Origin of the sequence: Vibrio bivalvicida, from assembly GCF_001399455.2 — a bacterium.
GTDB lineage: Bacteria > Pseudomonadota > Gammaproteobacteria > Enterobacterales > Vibrionaceae > Vibrio > Vibrio bivalvicida.
This window is the reverse complement of sequence record NZ_LLEI02000032.1, coordinates 356,358-378,878: the sequence shown is the minus strand read 5'-3', so window position 1 is coordinate 378,878 and position 22,521 is coordinate 356,358. Positions and strand designations below refer to the sequence as shown.

23 protein-coding genes, 1 tRNA gene and 1 riboswitch are annotated in these 22,521 nt (G+C 44.2%); of the genes, 13 read left to right on the top strand and 11 right to left on the bottom strand.

The genetic code is table 11. The features are described 5' to 3' along the window. The 8 genes from APB76_RS12650 to APB76_RS12615 form a co-directional block, all read right to left on the bottom strand. Positions 1–270 (bottom strand): acyl carrier protein, encoded by a 270-nt coding sequence (locus tag APB76_RS12650; protein WP_049843502.1) that lies wholly within the window; start codon positions 268–270, stop codon positions 1–3. Continuing rightward, on the bottom strand, positions 267–1,427 hold the full coding sequence (locus tag APB76_RS12645) for an ABC transporter permease (RefSeq protein ID WP_054961481.1): 1,161 nt from the start codon (positions 1,425–1,427) through the stop codon (positions 267–269). Before APB76_RS12645 ends, APB76_RS12650 begins: the two co-directional genes overlap by 4 nt. Further along, the gene (locus APB76_RS12640; RefSeq protein WP_054961482.1) at positions 1,420–2,340 is read right to left on the bottom strand and encodes an ABC transporter ATP-binding protein; all 921 of its coding nucleotides are present in this window, start codon (positions 2,338–2,340) and stop codon (positions 1,420–1,422) included. Before APB76_RS12640 ends, APB76_RS12645 begins: the two co-directional genes overlap by 8 nt. Further along, a complete protein-coding gene (locus APB76_RS12635; protein WP_049843505.1) occupies positions 2,340–3,338 on the bottom strand; it encodes a BtrH N-terminal domain-containing protein in 999 nt (332 codons plus the stop codon). The genes APB76_RS12640 and APB76_RS12635 overlap by 1 nt, the downstream gene beginning before the upstream one ends. Beyond that, the gene (locus APB76_RS12630) at positions 3,328–3,756 is read right to left on the bottom strand and encodes a hypothetical protein (protein WP_049843506.1); all 429 of its coding nucleotides are present in this window, start codon (positions 3,754–3,756) and stop codon (positions 3,328–3,330) included. Before APB76_RS12630 ends, APB76_RS12635 begins: the two co-directional genes overlap by 11 nt. After that, a complete protein-coding gene (locus APB76_RS12625; RefSeq protein ID WP_054961483.1) occupies positions 3,756–4,904 on the bottom strand; it encodes a beta-ketoacyl-ACP synthase III in 1,149 nt (382 codons plus the stop codon). Before APB76_RS12625 ends, APB76_RS12630 begins: the two co-directional genes overlap by 1 nt. 1 nt (position 4,905) lies before the next feature. After that, positions 4,906–5,820, bottom strand: a complete 915-nt coding sequence (locus APB76_RS12620; RefSeq protein WP_054961484.1) for a flavodoxin family protein — start codon at positions 5,818–5,820, stop codon at positions 4,906–4,908. A gap of 391 nt (positions 5,821–6,211) precedes the next feature. After that, a tRNA-Asn gene (locus APB76_RS12615) sits at positions 6,212–6,287 on the bottom strand. Positions 6,288–6,834: 547 nt separating this feature from the next. Between APB76_RS12615 and uvrB the strand changes: the two genes are divergently transcribed. From uvrB to luxU, 3 genes are all read left to right on the top strand, one after another. Further along, entirely contained in the window at positions 6,835–8,865 is a 2,031-nt protein-coding gene (gene uvrB, locus APB76_RS12610; protein WP_054961485.1) for an excinuclease ABC subunit UvrB, read from the top strand. Positions 8,866–9,129: 264 nt separating this feature from the next. After that, positions 9,130–10,524, top strand: coding sequence for a quorum-sensing sigma-54 dependent transcriptional regulator LuxO (gene luxO, locus APB76_RS12605; protein ID WP_054961486.1), 1,395 nt, complete (start codon positions 9,130–9,132; stop codon positions 10,522–10,524). Next, positions 10,524–10,865 carry a quorum-sensing phosphorelay protein LuxU gene (luxU, locus tag APB76_RS12600; RefSeq protein WP_049843510.1) on the top strand — a complete coding sequence of 114 codons (342 nt, stop codon included), beginning with the start codon at positions 10,524–10,526 and terminating at the stop codon, positions 10,863–10,865. Before luxO ends, luxU begins: the two co-directional genes overlap by 1 nt. Here luxU and APB76_RS12595 read toward each other — a convergent pair. Continuing rightward, positions 10,851–11,738, bottom strand: coding sequence for a YvcK family protein (locus APB76_RS12595; RefSeq protein ID WP_054961487.1), 888 nt, complete (start codon positions 11,736–11,738; stop codon positions 10,851–10,853). The two genes, luxU and APB76_RS12595, sit on opposite strands and share 15 nt — an antisense overlap. Positions 11,739–11,906: 168 nt before the next feature. Continuing rightward, positions 11,907–12,042: riboswitch (molybdenum cofactor riboswitch) on the top strand. Here APB76_RS12595 and moaA point away from each other — a divergent pair. The 5 genes from moaA to moaE all read left to right on the top strand — a co-directional run bounded on the left by moaA (position 12,031) and on the right by moaE (position 14,811). After that, positions 12,031–13,020 carry a GTP 3',8-cyclase MoaA gene (gene moaA / locus APB76_RS12590; RefSeq protein WP_054961488.1) on the top strand — a complete coding sequence of 330 codons (990 nt, stop codon included), beginning with the start codon at positions 12,031–12,033 and terminating at the stop codon, positions 13,018–13,020. It overlaps the preceding riboswitch by 12 nt. Positions 13,021–13,097: 77 nt before the next feature. Then, entirely contained in the window at positions 13,098–13,610 is a 513-nt protein-coding gene (moaB, locus tag APB76_RS12585; protein ID WP_054961489.1) for a molybdenum cofactor biosynthesis protein B, read from the top strand. Positions 13,611–13,625: 15 nt separating this feature from the next. Further along, positions 13,626–14,105, top strand: a complete 480-nt coding sequence (gene moaC / locus APB76_RS12580) for a cyclic pyranopterin monophosphate synthase MoaC (protein ID WP_049843514.1) — start codon at positions 13,626–13,628, stop codon at positions 14,103–14,105. After that, a complete protein-coding gene (moaD, locus tag APB76_RS12575) occupies positions 14,102–14,347 on the top strand; it encodes a molybdopterin synthase sulfur carrier subunit (RefSeq protein WP_054961490.1) in 246 nt (81 codons plus the stop codon). The genes moaC and moaD overlap by 4 nt, the downstream gene beginning before the upstream one ends. A gap of 2 nt (positions 14,348–14,349) precedes the next feature. Next, positions 14,350–14,811 (top strand): molybdopterin synthase catalytic subunit MoaE, encoded by a 462-nt coding sequence (gene moaE / locus APB76_RS12570; protein ID WP_054961491.1) that lies wholly within the window; start codon positions 14,350–14,352, stop codon positions 14,809–14,811. 26 nt (positions 14,812–14,837) lie between these two features. On the opposite strand, the gene APB76_RS12565 is transcribed toward moaE, so the two are convergent. Next, positions 14,838–15,815 (bottom strand): sensor domain-containing diguanylate cyclase, encoded by a 978-nt coding sequence (locus APB76_RS12565; RefSeq protein WP_054961492.1) that lies wholly within the window; start codon positions 15,813–15,815, stop codon positions 14,838–14,840. Positions 15,816–15,898: 83 nt separating this feature from the next. On the opposite strand from APB76_RS12565, the gene nrtS reads away from it, so the two are divergent. The 5 genes from nrtS (at position 15,899) to udp (ending at position 21,573) form a co-directional block, all read left to right on the top strand. Continuing rightward, positions 15,899–16,096, top strand: coding sequence for a nitrate/nitrite transporter NrtS (gene nrtS / locus APB76_RS12560; protein ID WP_049843518.1), 198 nt, complete (start codon positions 15,899–15,901; stop codon positions 16,094–16,096). Positions 16,097–16,229: 133 nt separating this feature from the next. Beyond that, complete coding sequence (locus APB76_RS12555; RefSeq protein WP_049843519.1) at positions 16,230–16,646, top strand: CBS domain-containing protein; 417 nt, start codon at positions 16,230–16,232, stop codon at positions 16,644–16,646. Positions 16,647–16,730: 84 nt separating this feature from the next. Continuing rightward, on the top strand, positions 16,731–18,197 hold the full coding sequence (locus APB76_RS12550) for an MATE family efflux transporter (protein ID WP_054961493.1): 1,467 nt from the start codon (positions 16,731–16,733) through the stop codon (positions 18,195–18,197). A 57-nt stretch (positions 18,198–18,254) separates the two neighbouring features. Continuing rightward, complete coding sequence (locus APB76_RS12545) at positions 18,255–20,555, top strand: zinc/cadmium/mercury/lead-transporting ATPase (RefSeq protein WP_054961494.1); 2,301 nt, start codon at positions 18,255–18,257, stop codon at positions 20,553–20,555. Between the two features lie 259 nt (positions 20,556–20,814). Then, positions 20,815–21,573, top strand: coding sequence for a uridine phosphorylase (gene udp, locus APB76_RS12540; protein ID WP_049843522.1), 759 nt, complete (start codon positions 20,815–20,817; stop codon positions 21,571–21,573). Positions 21,574–21,628: 55 nt separating this feature from the next. On the opposite strand, the gene APB76_RS12535 is transcribed toward udp, so the two are convergent. Beyond that, positions 21,629–22,402 (bottom strand): substrate-binding periplasmic protein, encoded by a 774-nt coding sequence (locus tag APB76_RS12535; RefSeq protein WP_054961495.1) that lies wholly within the window; start codon positions 22,400–22,402, stop codon positions 21,629–21,631. Between the last annotated feature and the right edge of the window lie 119 nt (positions 22,403–22,521).

Genomic DNA, 22,521 nt, shown 5'->3' with positions numbered 1-22,521 from the left:
TTACTCAGGTTGAAGGTGATCGGCGAGATGGTTGATGGTTGTGACAACCCGGCGGAACTCTTTTGGGTCGACTAAGCGTAAGTTAAAGTGGCGTTGAAGAAGCATCGAAATCTGCAAACCATCTACAGAGTCAAATTCAAGCTCACTTTCAGGAGAAAAGAGCATGACATCGTCAGATAGCTCAGATGGATCAATTTCGTCACGATCGCACTCTTCAAGAATCAATGTTTTTAGTTTTAGTTTAAATTCGTTGTCTAAAGAGCCTTTCATGCTTCTTTCCTTTTTTTAAATGTGAATACAACGGCTGCTAGACTAAGTGACACAACACCAAAGAGGGCTAAGGCTGCTGCTTCTGGAACGATGTCGTGCACACTGCCACCACGCAAGAAAATATCTAGGAACCCTTCAAGCCCCCAGGACATAGGAGAGATATTACTCAGAGTCTGCATAGATTCTGGCATCACAACCTTTGGAACCATTACCCCACCGATCGCCCCTAAGAGAATATTAATAATCCCACCTATGGTAGTTGCTTGCTCAACACTATCTACGGCGCTGGCAATTAAAATAGACAGACCTATAGCAGAGATACTCAATGCTAGGGAGACGATGAGTAGGCCCAAAATCGAACCAGAAATAGTAAGTGGTGCAGCGCCAAAATACGGCACTATATAGACACCAACCGCAATCATTAACCAGACTTGAACTTGATTGATCAACATATACGGGATGATTTTTCCAGCAAATAAGTTGGGGATGCTGACGTTCATCGTCATAAGGCGTCTTAGCGTGTTTTGCTTTTTCTCGTTAATAAAGATGGTCGACATCGGAATGACGACGAAAAATAAGCCAAACACTATCCATGAAGGAACACTTTGCTGAGTTGATGTCGGTTTTTCATTGTCGGCAAACTTAGCATACTTCACATCAACAAGAGCATCTTCGAAAGGTTTGACCTTACCATTGCCTGCTAAATTTGACTGAGCTTGCTTCGCTGCATGGAGAGATTCGAGCTGAGTAGTCATCCAGATAAGTGACAACTGGTTTTTGAAAAGGCTTAACATAGATGGGGATGTATCGGCGGCAACCGTCAAATTGATGGGGGCTTGAGCGCTTTCAAACCCGACTGGTATATCAAGGATAAATTGAACCCCTTCCTCTTCCGGCGAGTGGTAGCTATCTTGGTTGTATTCGTGTTGCGAAAAAGAGGGAGTTTCTGCAAGTTGGGTCAGCAAAGTTTGACTTGCTTGGCTCTGATCGCGATCAACCGCGATAAAATTCATCAGAGATTTGTCTTCATTCATCACATCCTTCAAGGCGATGGACATGATTAAAATAAACACGCAAGGCATTATAAACAGAGCGGCTAATGCGTGCTTGTCTCGACTGATCAGTAAAAACTCTTTAGTCAGCATTGCTTTAAACATCACATCGCTCCTTAGAAGTTAGCTGAATAAACATTGACTCTAAGGTAGTGGTTCCGTAACGGATATGCTTAGCTTTCAGTTGTTCTTGTTCTAGCTTGCTAAGAACGGAGGCGACAACCGAGGCTTCTGTGGTGTTAATCAGTAGCGTTTCATTGTCAATAATGTGCACCATGTCGTGCAGATCAAACAGGCCCTTAATGGGCTGAGTTTGGGGGTAGAGTTCCACGACCACTTGTTGCGACTCATGATTGTTGACCATCTCGTCTATGGTGCCTTGCTTGACGATTTTTCCGGCGTTAATAATCGCAACTTCATCGCAGATTTTTTCGATCTCAGGCATATAGTGAGAGGTATAGATGATGGTTTTATTGTCGTTGGCGTACTCTTTAATACTGTCGAGAATGTCGTTGCGAGATTCAGGATCAATACCGACGGTGGGCTCGTCAAAAAACAGCACATCAGGGTTATTTAGCAACCCAATAGCAATATTTAACCGACGTTTTTGCCCTCCAGACAGCGTCGATGCTTTGCGCTCTAACATAGACGACAATCGATTTGTTTCAACGGCATAGGCAAAATTGCGACTAAAACTCTTACCTTTAATACCCTGAATACCGGCGAAAAAATTCAAGTTTTCTTTCACCGTTAAGTGTTCGTAAAAAGCGAGACTTTGAGGAATTAACGAACAACGCTGACGGATGGCTTTAAGGTTGTTTGATAAAGGCTGGTCGAAGAAGGTGATGTTGCCAGAATCATAACTTAACAAGCCATTCAATATAGACATAAGCGTGGTTTTACCTGCGCCATTTGGTCCAAGTAAACCGAAAATTGAGTTAGAAGGGACCGTAAGAGATAAATTATCTAACGCTTTGACGTCATTGTATGATTTGGATAAGGCCTTTATTTGGATCATTAAAAGGCTCTCAGAAGTGATTGATAAAGTTGTTTTTCTTGGTCTGCAATAGACTCAAGTTTGTTGGCAATAGCAGAGAAATCGATCGCTTGTTTGTTTCTAGGACGGATCGACTTGGCAATCAGTAGGGCGAACTCACGCCACTCATCACCAATTTTAGTCATTTCAGTCGACGCTTTGGCTAGTTTGTCGTTAGCAATTAGCGCGGCAGATTCTTGCAAAAAAGATGCGTAAATGTATCTAAACCCTGCTCCGCCAGTGCCGATTTCTTCTTGCATGCGGATGATATGCCCTAAAAATAATTTGGCATAATGTACGTCTTTGCTTTCTAGCCTGCGGATATGCTTGGCTAGAAAGTGCATACCTTTAAGCCCCGCAATCGGAACTGGGGTTTTTAGCATAGATTTGGCGGTTTTCTTGATGCTTTTTTCGATGACTTTAGGGTAATCGATCGATGCTGGTACGTGGGTCGGATAGTACAATGCTCCTTTCGGCGCCATGACTCCCTTAACAAAACGTGCTTTTTGCAGAGCACTTTCATCGGATGAAACAAGATGCTCGAACACTGGATCACTGATGGTATAGGTTTTGTTTTGTTTACCAACCACAATGAGATTGTGAGCATTAAAATGGAAACGCATTTCCTCAGGGAAATACGGAAGCCAAAACACCGAGGTTTGTGCGCCGACGACTTTACCTTGTGTTAACAAAGAGTCGAGTCTTTTTGTGCCATGTTCTGGTTTGGAAAATGTTTCTACTTTCATTTTCACCCCCAATGCTTTCTGCACGCCTTTTATAATCGATTTAGGCATGGAGCGATAGGCGATGAGTGGCATTCCACTGAGTTTGACAAAAGGAAGATAGGCGAAAGTAAGCGCACCCGATAAGCCGAATACCATTGGCTCCGACAAAGGCAAGCCTTGGTGGGTTAACATTGATGACATAACGCCACTTTCGCAGTGCGCATGGTGTTGGTGAGAGAAGCCATTATTGCTCATGCTTGACCTCCTCTAGATTAAGCTTCGGTAGGGTAACAAGTTGCTCAACACTAATACCTAGCGCCTCGCTATACTGGTTGAGTTTGTTTGCAGAAAGTTTGGCAAAAACACCTGGGTTCATATGGCGTTTGACCCGCCATTGAAACCAGCCTACTGATTGAGCGAGTACCATGAGGTCCATTCGTTGTGCATACATATGATAATAAAGCGGAGATTTCTGACCTTTTTTGACCAGTTCATAAGCCGCACAAGCTTGGCGTTCAAATTCATTCAGCGCTTGTTTAGTAACAAGCTCTTCAGCTTCCCAACCAGAAGAGGTTACCACTGAATACTCACCAGATTCACTGGTTGCATATACCGCTTTGCTGTTATTGGCGTAAGTAGAAGACTGATCTTGGGGTACTTTTTTAACTTCCATTACACCACCTTAAGCTGCATAAATGCAGTAGAGAATCGCCCACTTTCGGGGACGTAACACAACAAGGTGTCGCCAACTTTCAATTGTTCAGAATGAAACAATTCTTCCAAAATAATATAGATGGACGCAGAACCTGTATTCCCCTTAGACGACAAGTTGGTAAACCAACGTTTTTGGGGGATATCACATTCAGCTTCCAGCATGCCTTGATACAAACGATCGCGGAAATAACCAGAAGAGTAGTGCGGTAGGAAATAAGTGACCTCATTCGGGTCCACTTTGCCACATTCAATCAGCTCTTTTAGTGGGCGTGTAACTGTGTATTCGACAATGTTATCGTTTAACTGTTTTACGTCTTGTTTAACGGAGAAAATCGATTGTTCTAACCATGCCTGAGTGGGGTACTCTCTCCAGCCTTTTAGCTGTCCATCTGGCTGTTTTTCTGCTCCGGCATACATACAGGCGTCCAGCTCGTTGGCATAAGACTTTTGTTCAATCCACTCGATTTCTAGCGAAATACCCGTTTTATTTTTCTCAGCACTTAGCAACGCAGCACCTGCGCCATCGCTCAGCATCCAACGTAAAAAGTCTTTTTCAAAAGCTATTTCTGGCTGGCGTTCCAACTCTTCTAACTTACCTGATACTTCTGCTTCAAATTGGTTTGCACGCATCATCGCTGAAGCGTTCTCTGAACCTGTGACAACGGCGTTTTGGCTCTGGCCACTTAAGACAGACATATAACCGTATTTTAATGACATTGTGCCTGCTAAACAGATTCCCGCCATCGCGACGACTTCACAACTTGGGATAGCTAATTCGCCATGTACCATTAACGCATGGTTTGGTAGTAGTTGATCCGCGATAGTCGTGCCACAAGCTAATAGCTCGATTTGGTTGATATCAAAGCCGTTTGAGTTGAGTTTTCGTATCGCTTCAGCGGTAAGTTGGGTGTTGTTATGTGTTGTACTGCCAGTTTCAGGATCAATCGCATAGTAACGCTGCTTGATCTGATTCGAGCGTAGTATAAGATTTTTGGCTCTCGAAGGGCGTTCGCCAACTTGCCCTAACACGTTTTCTATTTGCTTATTATCTACCGCTTCATTTGGCAAAAAAGCTTGGACATCGTTTATATATACTCTTTTGTTCATGTTATCGCCCAGACGGTTTTTCATAGTATTCAGTGCTTTTCTCAATCGATTTTTTCATCAGAGGAGAGATAAGCTTTTTAGCCAGTAAATTAATAGGAACCAGAGTGAAAATCATCGTAATTAGGAACAGTACGTAAATAGTAATTACAACTTTACGGGAAAAGGCACCGGGTTGACCTGAACGCTGAATTAACTTTCCCCATATCATAAAGGAGCGGGTGGCTATTTTTTCAGAGCCGATTAATTTGCCGTTGACTTTGACGGCATTCAAGTTTGTTAGTAAGGGTCTTGCTTCTTTTTCTAAGTTTTGAGACAAAGCCGATACTAGACGCGTTCCGAATCGAGCGCTTTCTGTAATATCTTGCTTAGAAACACCTGCTGCTGGAAATACCCAGAACGGGTCTTTTTTGCCTGTTAGCATCCAGCGCGGGGTGGTGACAAACGAATAAATAGTGCCACTTTGATCAGTCAAAACCGCGTTATCAATTAAATGACCACCACAATCCTTGATTAAGGATTTCATTTTTTCTTGAGCCATAACCCACATATCGCGACAGGCAATCAGCGTCACAACAGGTTTATCTTTTAGTAATTGCTTCGCTTGGTCTGTTCTTAGGAAGCCAGTAATAGGTGTTGCGGGGGCTAAAAACCAAACAGTATAACCGATAATAATTAAGTCATAGTCATCGGATAAATGCGGAGCTGGCTTTAGTTCACAACCATTCATATAGATTGCTTCCGGGAAAGCATCAAAAAATGAATAAAACGTCCATGGATATGGATAAGGTTTGACAGGCTCCAAGATGTGATAATCAACTTGTATTTCATCACTTTGATTAAGTGGTTCTGTGGCGGATTTTACAAACTGAGAAAGCTGCCCACTTTGAGAGTAAGAAATGACTAGAACTTTTTTCATAACAAGACTTAGATTGGTTATTGGCTAGCAATGGATTTAAATGGTAGAACGATATCGCGGATATAATGCGCAAGGTTATCATTAACTCACGAAAATGTGTGAAAATATACGTTTAATTGCGACTCTAAGAGGCTGTACTCACACTCGCAAACTAAATCCTCTTTTTAACGTTATCCCAGCACTAGCTTAAGCCATAAGGTCGAGTTCGGTACGCAGAAGTTGTGTAGTGTTTAGATACGAAAAAGCCGTGTCTTACGACACGGCTCTTTCTAAACCTAGCTCTCTCGGTTGGCACTCAACGCGGGAGCTAGCTCTGAGACATTAGCTTGAAACAAGCAAGTCGCAGCTAAAACGAAAAAGCTCAACCTTTCGATTGAGCTTTTTCTGAATTTGGCTCCCCCTGCGGGACTCGAACCTGCGACATACGGATTAACAGTCCGCCGTTCTACCAACTGAACTAAGGGGGAATTGCTTTGAGCGAGGCGAATATTAGCTATCAGCTTAGGTAGTGTCAATATGATTAGTGCTATTCTAACCAAAAAAATCTCATAAAAAATTCTTTACTTTCCTGAAGCCCTTGCCGAATAAGGGACAGCTTTAGTTATCCACCAATTTTGTGGATAACTGTGTGTGTGAAATTTGAGTAAGTCAGAAAAATGTAAAACTTGATGATATTGGAATTTGGCTGAGTTTGACGATTGTGGCTGTAATGTGTTGTTGCACAACGAATTATATAGGTATTTTTCGCTGACTCAAGGAAGTGGAAGAAATCTGAATATTGTGGATTAAAGTTATTTTTTAGCGAAAATGTGAATAAGCTGTGAGTTAAACTGAGCTTATTTTAAAGGTAGATCTCTAGCAGGGCGGAAGATAATATCAGGATTAAAGATGATGATCTAGCGGTAAAATGCCACTTTATATAAAACAGAGATTAATTTTTTCGTTAAAGCTTGAGTCTGTATATATATACAGCCACAATAGAGCTTCCTCTTTATGACTAGACAGAGATGAAGTATGAGCAAAGTTTTTGATTTAGTATCTGATTATAAGCCTTCTGGTGATCAGCCGACAGCGATTGAGCAGTTGCTTGATGGCCTTGACTCTGGATTAGCCCACCAAACTTTACTTGGTGTGACTGGCTCAGGAAAAACTTTTACGCTTGCTAATGTGATCGCCAGTGCTCAACGACCTGCCATTTTACTTGCACCCAATAAAACTCTGGCAGCTCAGCTTTATGGGGAAATGAAATCTTTCTTTCCTAACAATGCGGTTGAATACTTTGTCTCTTACTACGATTACTATCAGCCTGAAGCTTACGTACCAACTACGGATACTTTTATTGAGAAAGATGCGTCAGTGAATGCTCATATCGAGCAAATGCGTCTGTCCGCGACTAAAGCACTATTAGAACGCAAAGATGCCATCATTGTTGCTTCTGTGTCGGCGATTTACGGTCTGGGTGACCCCGAGTCATATTTACAGATGATGCTACATATTCGTCGTGGTGATGTGATGGACCAGCGCGATATTTTACGTCGACTAGCTGAGCTTCAGTATAGTCGCAATGATGTTGCTTTTGAGCGCGGTCAGTTTCGCGTGCGTGGGGAAGTGATTGATATCTTTCCGGCTGAATCCGATCAAGACGCGGTACGTATCGAGATGTTCGATGATGAAGTGGACTGTATCAGTGTCTTTGATCCTCTCACTGGTGCCGTCAAGCAGCGTGACTTGGCGCGTTATACTATTTATCCCAAAACCCACTATGTTACGCCAAGAGAACGGATCCTTGATGCAATAGAGAAGATTAAAGTCGAGCTAGAAGGGCGTAAGAAGCACCTTCTCGACAACAACAAATTGCTTGAAGAGCAGCGTATTTCGCAACGTACCCAGTTTGATATTGAGATGATGAACGAACTTGGTTTTTGTTCGGGTATCGAAAACTACTCACGCTACTTGAGTGGTCGTAGCGAGGGTGAGCCGCCGCCAACCTTGTTTGATTATCTGCCGCACGATGGTCTACTGATTATCGATGAATCTCATGTCACAGTCCCTCAAATTGGTGCGATGTACAAAGGAGACCGTTCGCGCAAAGAGACGTTGGTGGAATTTGGTTTCCGTCTGCCTTCCGCTTTAGATAACCGTCCGATGAAGTTTGAAGAGTTTGAGTCTATCTCACCTCAGACGATATTCGTCTCGGCCACACCAGGGAACTATGAATTAGAGAAGTCGGATGGTGAAATCGCAGATCAGGTTGTTCGTCCGACAGGTCTGCTTGATCCTGAACTCGAAGTTCGTCCGGTAGCGACACAGGTTGATGATCTGTTATCAGAAATTCGTATCCGTGCCGCGAAAGATGAACGAGTCTTGGTGACCACATTGACCAAACGTATGGCAGAGGATCTGACCGAATATCTGACAGAGCATGATGTCAAAGTTCGTTACTTACACTCGGATATCGATACCGTTGAAAGGGTTGAGATCATCCGTGATTTGCGTTTGGGTGAGTTTGATGTACTGGTCGGTATCAACTTATTACGAGAAGGCTTAGATATGCCAGAGGTTTCCTTGGTGGCGATTCTTGATGCTGACAAAGAAGGCTTCCTACGTTCAGAGCGGTCGCTTATTCAGACCATTGGTCGTGCGGCTCGTAATATATCGGGTAAAGCGATTTTGTACGCCGATAGAGTCACAAAATCGATGGAAAAGGCGATGGGTGAGACAGAACGTCGTCGCGAAAAGCAACAAGCTTACAATCAAAAGATCGGCATTGAACCACAGGCACTTAAGCGTAATGTCAAAGACATTATGGAGTTAGGTGACATCACGAAGAGCAAAAAACAGCGTGCAAGCAAAACAGTACCGCTGTCTAAAGTGGCTGAGCCATCTCAGAGCTACGATGTAATGACACCTCAGCAGCTAGATAAAGAGATCAGCAAGCTTGAAGCGCAAATGTATCAACACGCTCAAGATCTTGAGTTTGAATTAGCGGCGCAAAAGCGGGATGAAATCGATAAGCTGCGTAAACAGTTTATCGTCAATAGTTAGTGGCCTAGACTTAAGACAAAAAAATAGCCAGCAGAAACTGGGTTCTACTGGCTGTAATTTGTGAATACTAAGTTCACTAACAACGTCAGTTGGCTAGGTGACCCGTAAGGGTCAATAGATATTTTGCATATAGCGTGCCAAATTATATTGCTGGTAAAATGCGTACTTCATCACCATATTCAGGAGTTTTTTATCTTTTAAATTGCATAATGCAAAGCGCAATGCGACTATTTATATAAATGCGAAGAATGCCTTGGCTAGGTTATGCAATATAATACACAAGCAAAAAACTCAAAGTATTTGTTGATGGTAGAAGATACTGCTTCTGTTGCGGCGTTGTATCGTTCTTATCTGACACCTCTACAAATTGATATCAATATCGTCGGTACGGGCCGTGATGCAATTGATAGTCTCAATTTCAGAACGCCTGATCTAATCCTGCTTGATCTGCGTCTACCTGATATGACAGGTATGGACGTATTGCACGCGGTCAAAGAAAAGAACCCTGACGTCCCTGTCATCTTTATGACGGCACATGGCTCGATTGATACCGCCGTTGAAGCGATGCGCCATGGTGCGCAAGATTTTCTTATTAAACCCTGTGAAGCTGACCGACTTCGTGTAACGGTTAATAACGCCTTACGCAAAGCGAACAAGCTGAAAAACGACGGAGGTAATTCAGGAAGTCAGGGCTATCAAGGTTTTATCGGTAGTAGCCAAACGATGCAAGCGGTTTATAGAACCATTGACTCTGCAGCGACGAGTAAAGCGAGTATCTTTATCACCGGAGAAAGTGGCACGGGTAAAGAGGTCTGTGCGGAAGCCATTCATGCCACAAGTAAACGTGGTGACAAACCTTTTATTGCCATTAACTGTGCTGCGATTCCAAAAGATTTGATTGAGAGTGAGCTGTTTGGCCACGTTAAAGGGGCCTTTACTGGAGCCGCTACCGATCGGCAGGGTGCCGCTGAATTGGCCGATGGCGGTACACTTTTCTTAGATGAATTGTGTGAAATGGATCTGGATTTGCAAACCAAACTGTTACGCTTTATTCAGACAGGTACTTTCCAAAAAGTTGGCTCATCGAAGATGAAGAATGTCGATGTGCGATTTGTTTGTGCGACCAATAAGGATCCTTGGAAAGAAGTTGAACAAGGGCGCTTTAGAGAAGATCTGTACTATCGTTTGTATGTAATCCCGCTTCACCTACCACCTTTAAGAGATCGAGGTGATGATATTATTGAGATTGCCTACTCATTATTAGGTTTTATGTCTAAGGAAGAAGGTAAAGATTTTATTCGCTTAGCACCAGAGGTTGTTGAGCGTTTCTCGCGCTATGAGTGGCCGGGTAATGTGCGTCAACTTCAAAACGTTTTGCGGAATGTGGTGGTATTGAATAATGGCCGTGAGATTGACTTAGCTATGTTGCCACCACCACTTAATCAACCTTCAAAAAATGAAATTCGAGTGACACGACCGCAGAGTGAAGCTGTCACAGTGCAAGATATTTTCCCTCTGTGGCTGACAGAGAAGAATGCGATTGAACAAGCCATTAAGGCCTGTGATGGCAATATACCTAAAGCAGCAGGCTATTTAGACGTTAGCCCATCTACAATATATAGAAAGCTGCAAGCTTGGAATGCGAAGGAAGTGCAATAGTGGATATACTAGATCAAAGCAAAATCGACAGGCTTGCCAGTGAAATCGGAGAAGAAAATGTTCCGGTGTTGCTCGAGATATTTTTAGGTGAGCTGCAAATGTATATCAACAAGCTTTCTCAAATAGACGGTGCTGAGCAAGAGCAGTATTTAAAAGAGATCAGTCACGCGCTAAAAAGCAGCGCCGCAAGTTTTGGTGCTGAGGCACTGCGCGCTTATTCGGTTGAGGTGGATTCATGTGCGAAGTTGGGTGTTGCACTCGACTCCGAGAGTAACAAGCAACAAATGTTATCTCTACTGGGTGAAACCCAACAGAGATACCAACAATTATTTGATCAGTAACCACTCGATAGCTTGTTGTAGCTTTGCCCGATCATGACGCCAGTCGCGATTGGGTGAGGCCAGCGGCGTCGTAACACAGTTCCAACCGTCTAACTCAGGGTGGGGGGCTTCTCCCAGAACCACATCGATCTTGCGCCCTTGGCAAGAGCGTTCACACCATTCTAATTTTTCTTGTAAAGTCATTTGTCCTGCAGGCCCAAACTCAGGTGAAAGGTTCTCGACAAAAACGAGTTTTGCGGTGCGGTTATTGGCTATCGCTCTGCCTACTTCTGGCAGCAAGAGCGGTGGCATAATACTGGTAAGAAAACTACCTGGACCAAGAATAATGGCATCGGCTTCTTCAATCGCGATGACCCCTTCCTTGGTCGCAGGGACCTCTGGTTCGAGATCCAATCGAATCAACTTTTCGGGCATTTCATCGACATTGGTCTCACCCGTAACCCAGCGTCCGTCTGGAGCCAGTGCCTTTAAGTCTGACGGGTGTTCTGACATCGGGATGATATTGACATCAACTTTCAGCATATTGCGGATTAGGTTTGTTGCGTCAAGAGGTCGAACCGAGAGGTTATCGAGGGCGGTAAGCATCAAGTTACCGAGGTTGTGTCCATCGAGTTCTCCGGCGCCTTTAAAGCGATATTCAAACATCATCGAGCTAATTGATGGGTCAGTGATGAGCTGATTGATACAGTTGCGCGTATCGCCCCAAGCGATGCCACCTTGGCAGTTGCGAATGCGTCCTGTAGAGCCACCGTTATCTGTTGTAGCAACAATACCTGTTGCGTTTGAGCCAAAATCTTTCAATGCTGCAAGCATACGTCCAAGGCCATGGCCTCCACCGACCGCGACCACTTTTTTGCTAGCGTAAATTGTCATGCTGAGCTTCTTTTTATTCATAACCAACTACAATTTAGATTATTGCATTAATAACCAATACTCAATATTAGGTAATTTGGGCTCCAAGCACGATTTTTTCGCTTTGAGGGTAGAATCACACACAATTATTAAGTATTTTATTTGTCAGCTACTACCAAAATCGTTAGGTAGTTGCCATAACTCCGAGCTCTATAAGCTAAGTCCAGTGGGATAAGCCTGTTGAGCCAGTGACATGTTGTCACAAGGGCATACTTGGAAATGATTATGCCTCCCGTGTTTGGAAAGGTGTTCCGTGGCGCAACAATTCGAAGATAGATTCCATCGCAAGTTTTATTACTTGCGACTTTCCGTTACAGATGTCTGTAACTTCAAATGTACATATTGTTTGCCTGATGGCTATAAGCCTTCTGGGCAGAAAAACTCGTCTTTTTTAGCACTGCCAGAGATCAAACGCGTTGTTAGAGCGTTTGCTGATTGTGGCACCTCTAAAGTACGCATTACTGGCGGTGAGCCAAGTTTGCGTAAAGATTTTACCGAAATCATCCATACGGTGGCTTCAACCCAAGGTATTCGTAAAGTTGCGACGACAACCAACGGTTATCGAATGGAGAAGCAAGTCGCAGAATGGAAAGAGGCAGGGCTAACTCACATCAACGTCAGTGTTGATAGTCTCGACCCACGTATGTTCCATCAAATTACTGGTGAAAACAAATATACTCAGGTCATGGCGGGTATTGAACGCGCATTTGAAGTGGGCTATGAACAGGTCAAGGTCAATGTTGTATTGATGAAAGACCTAAATGCGCACGAATTACCAGCCTTTCTAAATTGGATCAAAGATCGCCCGATTCAATTACGATTCATCGAATTGATGCAAACCGGTGAAATGGATGAACTGTTTCAACGTCACCATGTCTCTGGTGTGGCTATTCGCAATCAATTGATTGCCAATGGCTGGTTACTGAAAGTGCGTGATAACAATGATGGTCCTGCTCAGGTCTTTGTCCATCCGGATTACCAAGGTGAGATCGGCTTGATCATGCCTTATGAGAAAGACTTTTGTGAAAGCTGTAACCGCTTGCGTGTTTCCGCAACGGGTAAGCTTCACTTATGTCTGTTTGGTGATCACGGTGTAGAGTTGCGCGACTTGCTGCAAGAAGATACGCAAGAGCTAGCACTTATAGAACGAATTCAACAACAGCTGCAAACCAAGTCGGTCAGCCACTTCCTTCATGATGGAAACTCGGGTATGACTCCTCACTTGGCATCCATCGGCGGCTGATAGACATCCTTAATCAAACTTCATGCTTGTGCATTCGATAAGCATGAGCTGACTTTGACAAAACTAAAGGTGAACAAATGGGTCACGCAGAAAGCAAATTCCAACCAGCGAATATAGCAGTACTAACCGTTTCTGATACACGCACTGAAGAGAACGATACTTCAGGTGGCTACTTAGTTGATAATGCAAAAGAAGCAGGTCATAACATCGTCGACAAAAAAATAGTTATCGATGATATGTACAAGATTCGCGCTATTGTCTCTCAGTGGATTGCTGACGAAAATGTTCAAGCGGTAATGATTACTGGCGGAACAGGTTTTACTTCTCGTGATAGCACACCTGAGGCCCTTAAACCTTTATTCGATAAAGAAGTTGAAGGTTTTGGCGAGCTATTTCGTATGGTTTCTTATGAAGAGATCGGCACATCAACGATCCAATCTCGTGCTATTGCTGGCTTTGCTAACCATACTGTGATTTTCGCAATGCCGGGATCTACAGGCGCTTGTCGCACGGGCTGGACAAAGATCATTAAGCAGCAGCTAGACGCAAGTCACCGCCCATGTAACTTTATGCCTCACCTAGCAGTCTAAGAGTAGGAGCCGATAATGAGCGAATTCACTCATATCAATGCTTCCGGTGAAGCAAACATGGTAGACGTATCTGCCAAAGCAGAAACGGTACGCGAAGCGCGCGCTGAAGCCTTTGTTCATATGACTCCAGAAACTCTAAAATTGATTGTTTCTGGCTCACATCACAAAGGTGATGTGTTCGCAACGGCGCGTATTGCAGGTATTCAAGCAGCGAAGAAAACTTGGGACTTAATTCCGCTTTGTCACCCCTTGTTGCTATCCAAAGTTGAAGTGCAGCTAGAAGCGATTGAAGCTGAGAGCATGGTCCGTATTGAATCGGTTTGTAAGCTTGCGGGTAAGACAGGAGTTGAAATGGAAGCATTGACAGCGGCTTCTGTCGCTGCACTGACTATCTATGATATGTGTAAAGCTGTGCAGAAAGATATGGTGATTGGCCAAGTCCGGCTGCTAGAAAAAACGGGTGGCAAGTCAGGTCACTTTAAGGTGGAGTCATGATTAAAGTACTGTTTTTTGCACAAACTCGTGAATTGGTAGGCATTGATGAACTACAGCTCGAGGGTGAATTTGCGACTGTTGAGGAAGTGCGTACCCACCTAGTGCAGCAAGACGGTAAGTGGGATCTCGCGCTAGAGCCAGGTAAACTACTTGCCGCCGTTAATCAGTCAATTGTACCGTTTGAGTATTCTATTCAACCTGGTGATGAAGTGGCATTTTTCCCTCCGGTAACGGGAGGGTAATTATGGATAGTCGAGTTTCTGTTCAGTTTGAGGACTTTTCCGTAGGTTATGAATATCAGGCTTTAGCGCAGGGTACTTCTGCGGGCGCAGTTGTCACTTTTACCGGTAAGGTGCGTGATATGAACTTGGGCGATAACGTGACGGGGTTGTCACTTGAGCACTACCCTGGAATGACAGAAAAAGCGCTTGGCGAAATCTGTGATGAAGCGCAGCAGCGTTGGCCAGTTCTCAATATTCGCGTGATACACCGTGTCGGAGATTTAGATATCGGCGACCAGATTGTCTTTGTTGGCGTTTCAAGCGCTCACCGTGGCGCGGCCTTTGAAGCCTGCGAATTTGTCATGGACTACCTAAAAACCAAGGCACCGTTCTGGAAGAAAGAGCGAACAACAGAGTCAACTAGATGGGTTGACTCCAGAGACTCTGATGCCAAGGCTGCGGAGCGTTGGCAGCGTAATCCCTAATTGCATTTTCAAACTTGAAGCTCCTATCAACAGGAGCTTTTTTCATTGTCAGTCAATTGATGTATTGAGCCGCGTTGACGTCCTTTGGCATAAAACAATGCTTGATCGGCAATAGCGATAAACCTTTCAGCCTTCATATCTTGTGGGACGATATGACAGTGACGTATGCCAATAGTAATCGAGAATTGTTCACCGACTGAAGATGAAGGGTGAGGGATGGCAAGTTTATTCACCATTTCTTGTAGCTGCTTGGCACGTTCAATACTTTCTGATTCAATTACGTTAGGTATAAATACCAAAAACTCATCCCCACCATAGCGGAAACAGAGGTCGTCATTTTTCGCCCAATTATGAATTATGCCGCTGAGTGTTTTGAGTGCTTTATCGCCTTGTTGGTGACCAAGACTGTCGTTGTACTGTTTGAAGCAGTCAACGTCTATCATCAACACTGCTGAACCAATCAGTTTCAATTTCGCCAATTCAATCGCTTCAGGTAAAAGCGCATCTAATGCGTAACGGTTATACATTTGACTTAGGTGGTCAATATAGGTCAAGCGCTCGAGTTCAATCTGCTGATGGGCGAGTCTATCTAGTGCTCTTTTGTATTCGGTGATGTTTCTTACTGTCCATAGCACCAACGATGTATTAGGTAGGGGAATTACAAGAGCGCTAAAGTGCTGAACTTGCCGAGGCCCTTCAATACCATCAAAGCAGCGTAAATCTTTTGGGTCTAAACTGTATTCAAGCTCAGAAGCAGTTTGGCTTTCAATGACATCAACAATCACTTGGCTAAACCAAATAGCTTTGTCAGCTGGAAGTACTTGATATTGATTGAGACCAACAACCGCAGTGGGGTCATGATGACGTTTCTTGTCTCTACCTCCCCAAGCTTCGACATAAGTTCCTGATTTATCGATCAGAAATGTCGGCTCTGGCAGTGACTCAAGAACTTCATGCATCATATCTGGGTTACTAGCAATCTTGGCTGAAAAAGTAGAATTCATGTCATGCCCCCATATATTGATTGATGCAACTATTTACAGTTTAGACATTTAATCTTGGAACGCATGTCACAAAAGGGTGAAAGATGACTTATATCATAATTAAAAGAGCCGTCCTCATTGCTTTGGTGGTAGGGACCTTACTCAATATCATTAACCAGTACGATGCGATTTTTGCAGAGCACCCATTTAACTGGCTAAAGGCTTGTTTGACCTATTGTGTACCATTTTGTGTTTCACTATTTAGTACCTGGCTGGCTCACCGCGATACGCAAGCGCACTGAGACTAGCACGGAGTTTATGAAACGTGATAGCCAGCACCTATTGTAAAAATTGTTGTTTTCCATTTAGTAAAATCAAGAAATTAGGCAACAATTACAGTATATGCAGCGAAGCTTGCACGTTAAGGAGACATAAATGGAATCGTTGAAAGTAAAAGATTATATGACATTGCAAGCCGTAACCTTTGCGCCAGAGATGTCACTAAGCGCGGCTTTAGATAAAGTGATGAACTCTAGATACCTTGGTGGTCCGGTGATCAACGAAAGAAAGGAAGTGATAGGCTTTCTTTCAGGACAAGACTTGCTTGATACTCTTATTAAAGTGAGTTACTACTGCCAAGACAGTCATACCGTGGCTGATTGTATGCATCCAGAAGTACTATCAGTCACATCTGATACTTCGATTATCGAACTTGCCGATATGATGAAAGTCGGACGGCCAAAAGTTTACCCTGTGATTGATGGGGGCAAGCTTGTCGGTATTATTACCCGACGAGATGTATTACGTGCTATTGGCAAGAACATCGAAGATTGCTTTAAGCATCCGGTGTAACATACTAATTCGCTAGATAAATAAGAGGTGCGAAAATCGCGCCTCTTATTTTTTGTTGTTGAGCAATACTGAAAGGAGAGCAAAATGCCCGATCAAAGTGCCAAATTTGTTGAAGGATCAACCATGCGACATATTTTGGTGATGTCGGGAGCAGGGTCGGTTGGCCTTATGGCATTGTTTGTGGTCGATCTTGTCGATATGCTGTTTATCAGTATGCTGGGGCAGGTTGAGTTGGCTGCTGCGGTCGGTTTTGCTGGGACTTTAGTTTTTTTCTCAACGTCTATATCTATTGGTACTTCTATTGCTATGGGAGCGTTAGTTTCAAAGGCGATTGGCGCAAATAAGCGGCAATATGCTCGAGAACTAAGTACCAGTATTTTGTGTACCGCAGTGACGATCAGTGTGATTGTCGCAGCGGTGATGTTCGCTTACATTCCTGAACTATTGCAGGCAATTGGCGCTCATGGCGTAGCGGCAGAGCGAGCTGAAGCCTATCTAAGGATCATTTTGCCTAGTGGGCCGGTTATTGCAGTGGCAATGGCTGCGGGGGCGGGTTTGCGTGCCGCGGGAGATGCTAAACGTTCAATGTGGGCTACATTAGCGGGTGGATTAGTGAACGCAATTCTAGATCCGATTTTTATCTTCGGTTTTGGTTGGAATGTTGAAGGCGCGGCACTAGCTTCGGTATTTGCTCGCTTTACTGTGCTATTTTTCTCAATCTACCCACTTATTCGTGTCCATAAACTGGCGGCGAAATTTAACTATAGGGTTTGGTTAAGTAATCTAAAAATTATTGTCGCGATTGCTATTCCGGCGATCATCACCAATATAGCCACGCCAATCGGTAATGCGATCGTTACTTCTGCAATTGCCCAATTTGGTGAAAACTATGTGGCGGGCTTTGCGGTTATCGGCCGACTCATACCAGTCTGTTTTGCGGTTATTTTTGCTCTGTCTGGGGCTGTTGGGCCTATTATTGGACAGAACTACGGCGCGGAGCGTATGGATCGTGTAAAAGAGACGCTCAATAACTCTTTAATCGTCACCACACTTTACACCATCTCAGTTTGTCTCATTCTCTACTTTGCCCAAGACTTAATTATTCATATGTTTAGCCTTGACGGTGACGCAGAAATTATCGTTGCTACATTTTGTACCTATGTTGCAGTGAGCTTTATTTTTAATGGCGCGCAGTTTGTTGCCAATACGTCGTTCAATAACTTAGGTAAGCCTCTATATTCAACGGCACTCAATCTGGGTAAGGCGACGTTAGGAACTTTGCCATTTGTCCATTTAGGGGCGCTTTGGTTTGGCCCGCTGGGCGTCCTTTATGGTCAGGCGGTAGGTACCGTGGTATTCGGCTTCATTGCAATTGTTGTATTGCGTAAACACATCTCTGATTTGATGCGATCAACCTGTGTCACTCACGAGGTGTCAGATCCTTCAATTACTAGTGTCAATAGCCAACCATTCTGTACTCATGACGCGGTTTTAATTAATGATGTGGCGTCAACGACAGAAATTTCGCAAGAAAGCGCAGAAAAAGTTTGACCTTGGAGTAGGCTCCAAGGTTTACACTGATAGTGTACAGTGAATGGAGATAAACATATGTGCACTAAACATCAAGCTTGCCGCTCAGAAAAACTCGCGGCTAATCCTTCCCAATCTGGTTCTTGTGCTAGCCCACAAATCTCAACCATTAAGATGGCAGGTGTAACGAGTACAGAATCGAGCTGCTGTAGCTCGGACAGTTGTAATAGCGGGGCTGACCCATCTGACGAAGAGGGCGAGCCCAGTTCTGCTTCGCGTTATACCCACAGCTGGAAAATTCAAGGGATGGATTGCCCATCCTGCGCGCGTAAAGTAGAAACCGCCGTTAATCGAGTCGATGGTGTTGTGGAAGCCAAAGTTCTGTTTGCTACCGAAAAGCTGATTATCACCTCAGATAATACCCGCGTTGCCCAGCTCGTTGAACAATCGATTTTAGATACCGGTTTTACCTTTGCCAGTCCAAATTCAAATACTCCTAAGCCAGTGTCATCGGGTTGGAAATCTGTGCTACAACAAAACGCTCAGATTATTGCCATTGCTTTGGCGATGGCTGTGGCGGCAGCGATCAAGCCAACACTTCCTTACATCAGTGAGTGGATGTTTATCCTTACCTGTTTAGCAGGCTTATACCCAATCGCGAAAAAGGCGATCAGTCTCGCTCGCTCTGGAACGCCTTTTGCGATAGAAACTCTCATGAGCGTTGCTGCGCTCGGAGCACTTTACTTAGGAGAGACTATCGAAGCCGCAATGGTGCTATTGCTGTTTTTGATCGGAGAACGACTTGAGGCTTTTGCGGCTTCTCGCGCTCGTAGTGGTGTTCAGGCACTAATGGAATTGGTCCCGGAGAATGCGACGAAAATTGTCGATGGTGAACGTGTCAATGTTTCCGCTAGAGAGTTACAGCCTGGTGATGTAATAGAAGTCTCTCCTGGCTCTCGACTACCCGCTGACGGTAAACTTATTGGCGACGTAGCGAGCTTTGATGAAAGCGCCCTCACAGGTGAATCCATTCCTGTTGAACGCTACCAAGGCGAATCTGTGATTGCAGGTGCAGTTGCTGTCGATAAAGTCGTTAGATTAACCATCACTTCAAAGCAGGGCGAGAACGCGATAGATCGAATTCTCCATTTGATCGAAGAAGCCGAATCTCGCAAAGCGCCACTAGAACGGTTCCTTGATAAGTTTAGCCGTTGGTACACACCGCTAATGATGCTGGTTTCGTCAATGGTGATTGTCACGCCACCGCTATTGTTTGCTCAACCTTGGGAAACGTGGATCTACCGTGGACTGGCTTTGCTGCTTATCGCATGCCCTTGTGCTTTGGTTATTTCGACGCCTGCCGCGATTACTTCTGGGTTAGCCGCCGCCGCTCGTCGAGGAGCCCTGATCAAAGGGGGCGCGGCGTTAGAGCAGCTAGGTCGAGTCGAAACTATCGCGTTTGATAAAACGGGCACCTTAACTAAAGGAAAACCGGAAGTCACAGATGTCGTTGCCTTGGAGGGTTGGACTGAGCATTCTCTATTGGAAAAGATAGCGGCTATTGAAGTGGGCTCTAGCCACCCACTGGCGGTCTCTTTGGTGAATAAAGCGAAAAAACTTAAGCTAGATATTGCAGAGGCTGATGACAAGCAAGCTTTAGTTGGAAGCGGCGTTCGTGGGGTCGTGTCTGGCAATGAATATCAAGTGAGTGCACCTAGTAAGGTTGGCTTTGCTTTACCTGATTCGCTGGTTGAGATGATTGAGCTGCTGGAAGGGCAGGGTAAGACCGTTGTTGTTGCTATCGAAGCAAAACGTAACATCATGGGGGTGATCGCGTGGCAAGATACCCTGCGTGACGACTCTGCAAGGGCGGTGAAAGCGCTTAATGAGTTAGGTATTCACTCGATTATGCTAACTGGAGATAATCCACGTAGTGCTTTGGCTATCAGTTCAATGATTGGTATCGACTACAAGGCGAGTCTACTTCCGCAAGATAAAGTGACATATGTCGAACAGCTTTCAGCTAGCGGTAATGTTGCTATGGTCGGTGATGGTATCAATGATGCTCCGGCGATGAAAGCGTCTAGCATAGGCATTGCGATGGGCGGTGGTACAGATGTCGCGTTGGAAACCGCTGATGCAGCGATAACGCACAACCGTTTGATTGAGTTAGCTGGCATGATTGAGTTATCTCGTGCCACACTCAATAACATTCGTCAGAACATCGCTCTAGCACTTGGCTTGAAAAGCGTTTTCTTAGTGACAAGCCTACTCGGTATTACGGGTTTATGGGTGGCTGTTTTAGCAGACAGCGGGGCGACTGCTATTGTTACTCTTAATGCATTAAGGTTGCTAAAATTTAAGTCTAAGCAAGATTAAATAACTCAAGCGGTATATAGCCCCTGCATTGTTGATGTAGGGGCTATTTTTTATGCAACTGATAATTTGATATTGCTTAGAAGTGTGATGTAAACCGTTTTTATGTGCAATAGCCTTGTTTGTTGCGAATGGTGTTGTGAAGATGATCACTATAATGCTCGCAGGAGTTCGCTAGAGTATGTCTTGTACCCAATAAGTTTTATAGAGCGCATCGGTTAATTAATGTATAACCCAACTGCGCCACAATAAGGAGCCCCCTATGTCTCAAGCTGTATTCCACCTTGGCGTTACTGAATCTGATCTGGCTGGTGCAACACTAGCGATCATTCCTGGTGACCCAGCACGTGTACAAAAGATTGCCGAAGAAATGGAAAACCCAGTTTTCCTAGCAAGTCATCGTGAATACACGCTTTACCGTGCTGAACTAGACGGCCAACCAGTTGTTGTTTGTTCTACAGGTATTGGCGGCCCTTCAACATCAATTGCAGTAGAAGAGTTAGCTCAGCTTGGCGTTCGTACTTTCCTACGTGTTGGTACAACAGGTGCGATTCAGCCACACGTAAATGTGGGTGATATGATTGTATCTACAGGTTCTGTTCGTTTAGATGGTGCAAGCTTACACTTTGCTCCTATGGAGTTCCCAGCAGTAGCAGATTTTGAAGTTGCTACGGCGATGAAAGCCGCGGTAGAAGAGTCTGGTGCAGCTGTTCATATGGGTGTAACGGCCTCAAGTGATACTTTCTACCCAGGTCAAGAACGTTACGATACTTTCTCTGGTCGTGTGGTTAAGCGCTTCCAAGGCTCAATGCAAGAGTGGCAAGACATGGGCGTTCTTAATTTCGAAATGGAATCTGCAACGCTTCTGACTATGTGTGCTAGCTCAGGCCTTAAAGCAGGCTGTGTTGCTGGTGTTATCATCAACCGTACACAGAAAGAGATCCCAGACCACTCAACTCTAAAAGAGACTGAAGCTCGCTCAATCAAAGTGGTTGTAGAAGCTGCTCGTAAAATGCTTTAAAGCTATTTAGTGAACTGTCCCTTTAAAGCTCCGTATTTTCGGAGCTTTATTATTTTTATTGGGGGACACCTTTTTTATCTGGAGAAGTTATTCGGTTACTGTCAAAAACAATGGCTTGGTACTCTCCACTTTCAATTAGCACTTTTAAACCTTTAGAAAAAACTTCACTGAGTGTGCTACTACGTTGCATGTCTTTCTGAGTAAACATGATGTACATACTATCTTCAACTAGGGGTTTATCACCAATACGAATTACTCTCGCTTCTTCCTTTGATAAGTACTTGTCAATAAGGTATTTTCCACGAATCAGCCCAGTAGGATAGGCATCGATGCGGTGTTTAGCTAGTTTCTCAAAATTGCTTTCCTCTGTGTTTTCAATGGTTGGTTTGAGGCCTGCGTTTAACAGTAGATTTGTGGCTTGATAATCTTGCGTTGCGCCAATGTGAAAGTTCTTCAAGTCATTCAGTTTTTTCCAACTGAAACTCGCATCCCCATGAGAAAAGAAAACGACTTTTTGAGTAAACATGGCGTCTGAGAAATAAAAACTCTGTTTTCTCTCACTGTTAAACATCCATGGGAAGGTTCCGTCATAGGTGCCTTGTTTTGCCAATCTAAGCGAGCGAGACCAAGGGTAGTAACTAAGTATGACTTCATAACCTTGGCTTTCGTATGCACGAATGACTATTCGTTCAGAGATTTTTTCTCTGGGATTATTGGACGAGCTTGTATACGGAGCCCATTCTCCTATCGCAAATCTAACCGTCTTGGTGTCCGCGTTGGCTGAGAGCCCGACAAGTACGCAGCACAGCGCTACGGCTATTTTTTTCATCTCTATTCCTAAAAAAAAAGAATATGTTCAATTACAAGTTTAGATGGCAGATGAGTGATGTGCGCGATTAATGAGATTTCTATTACTTGTTAGAGTGATAAGATAAGGCTAGGGTGTCG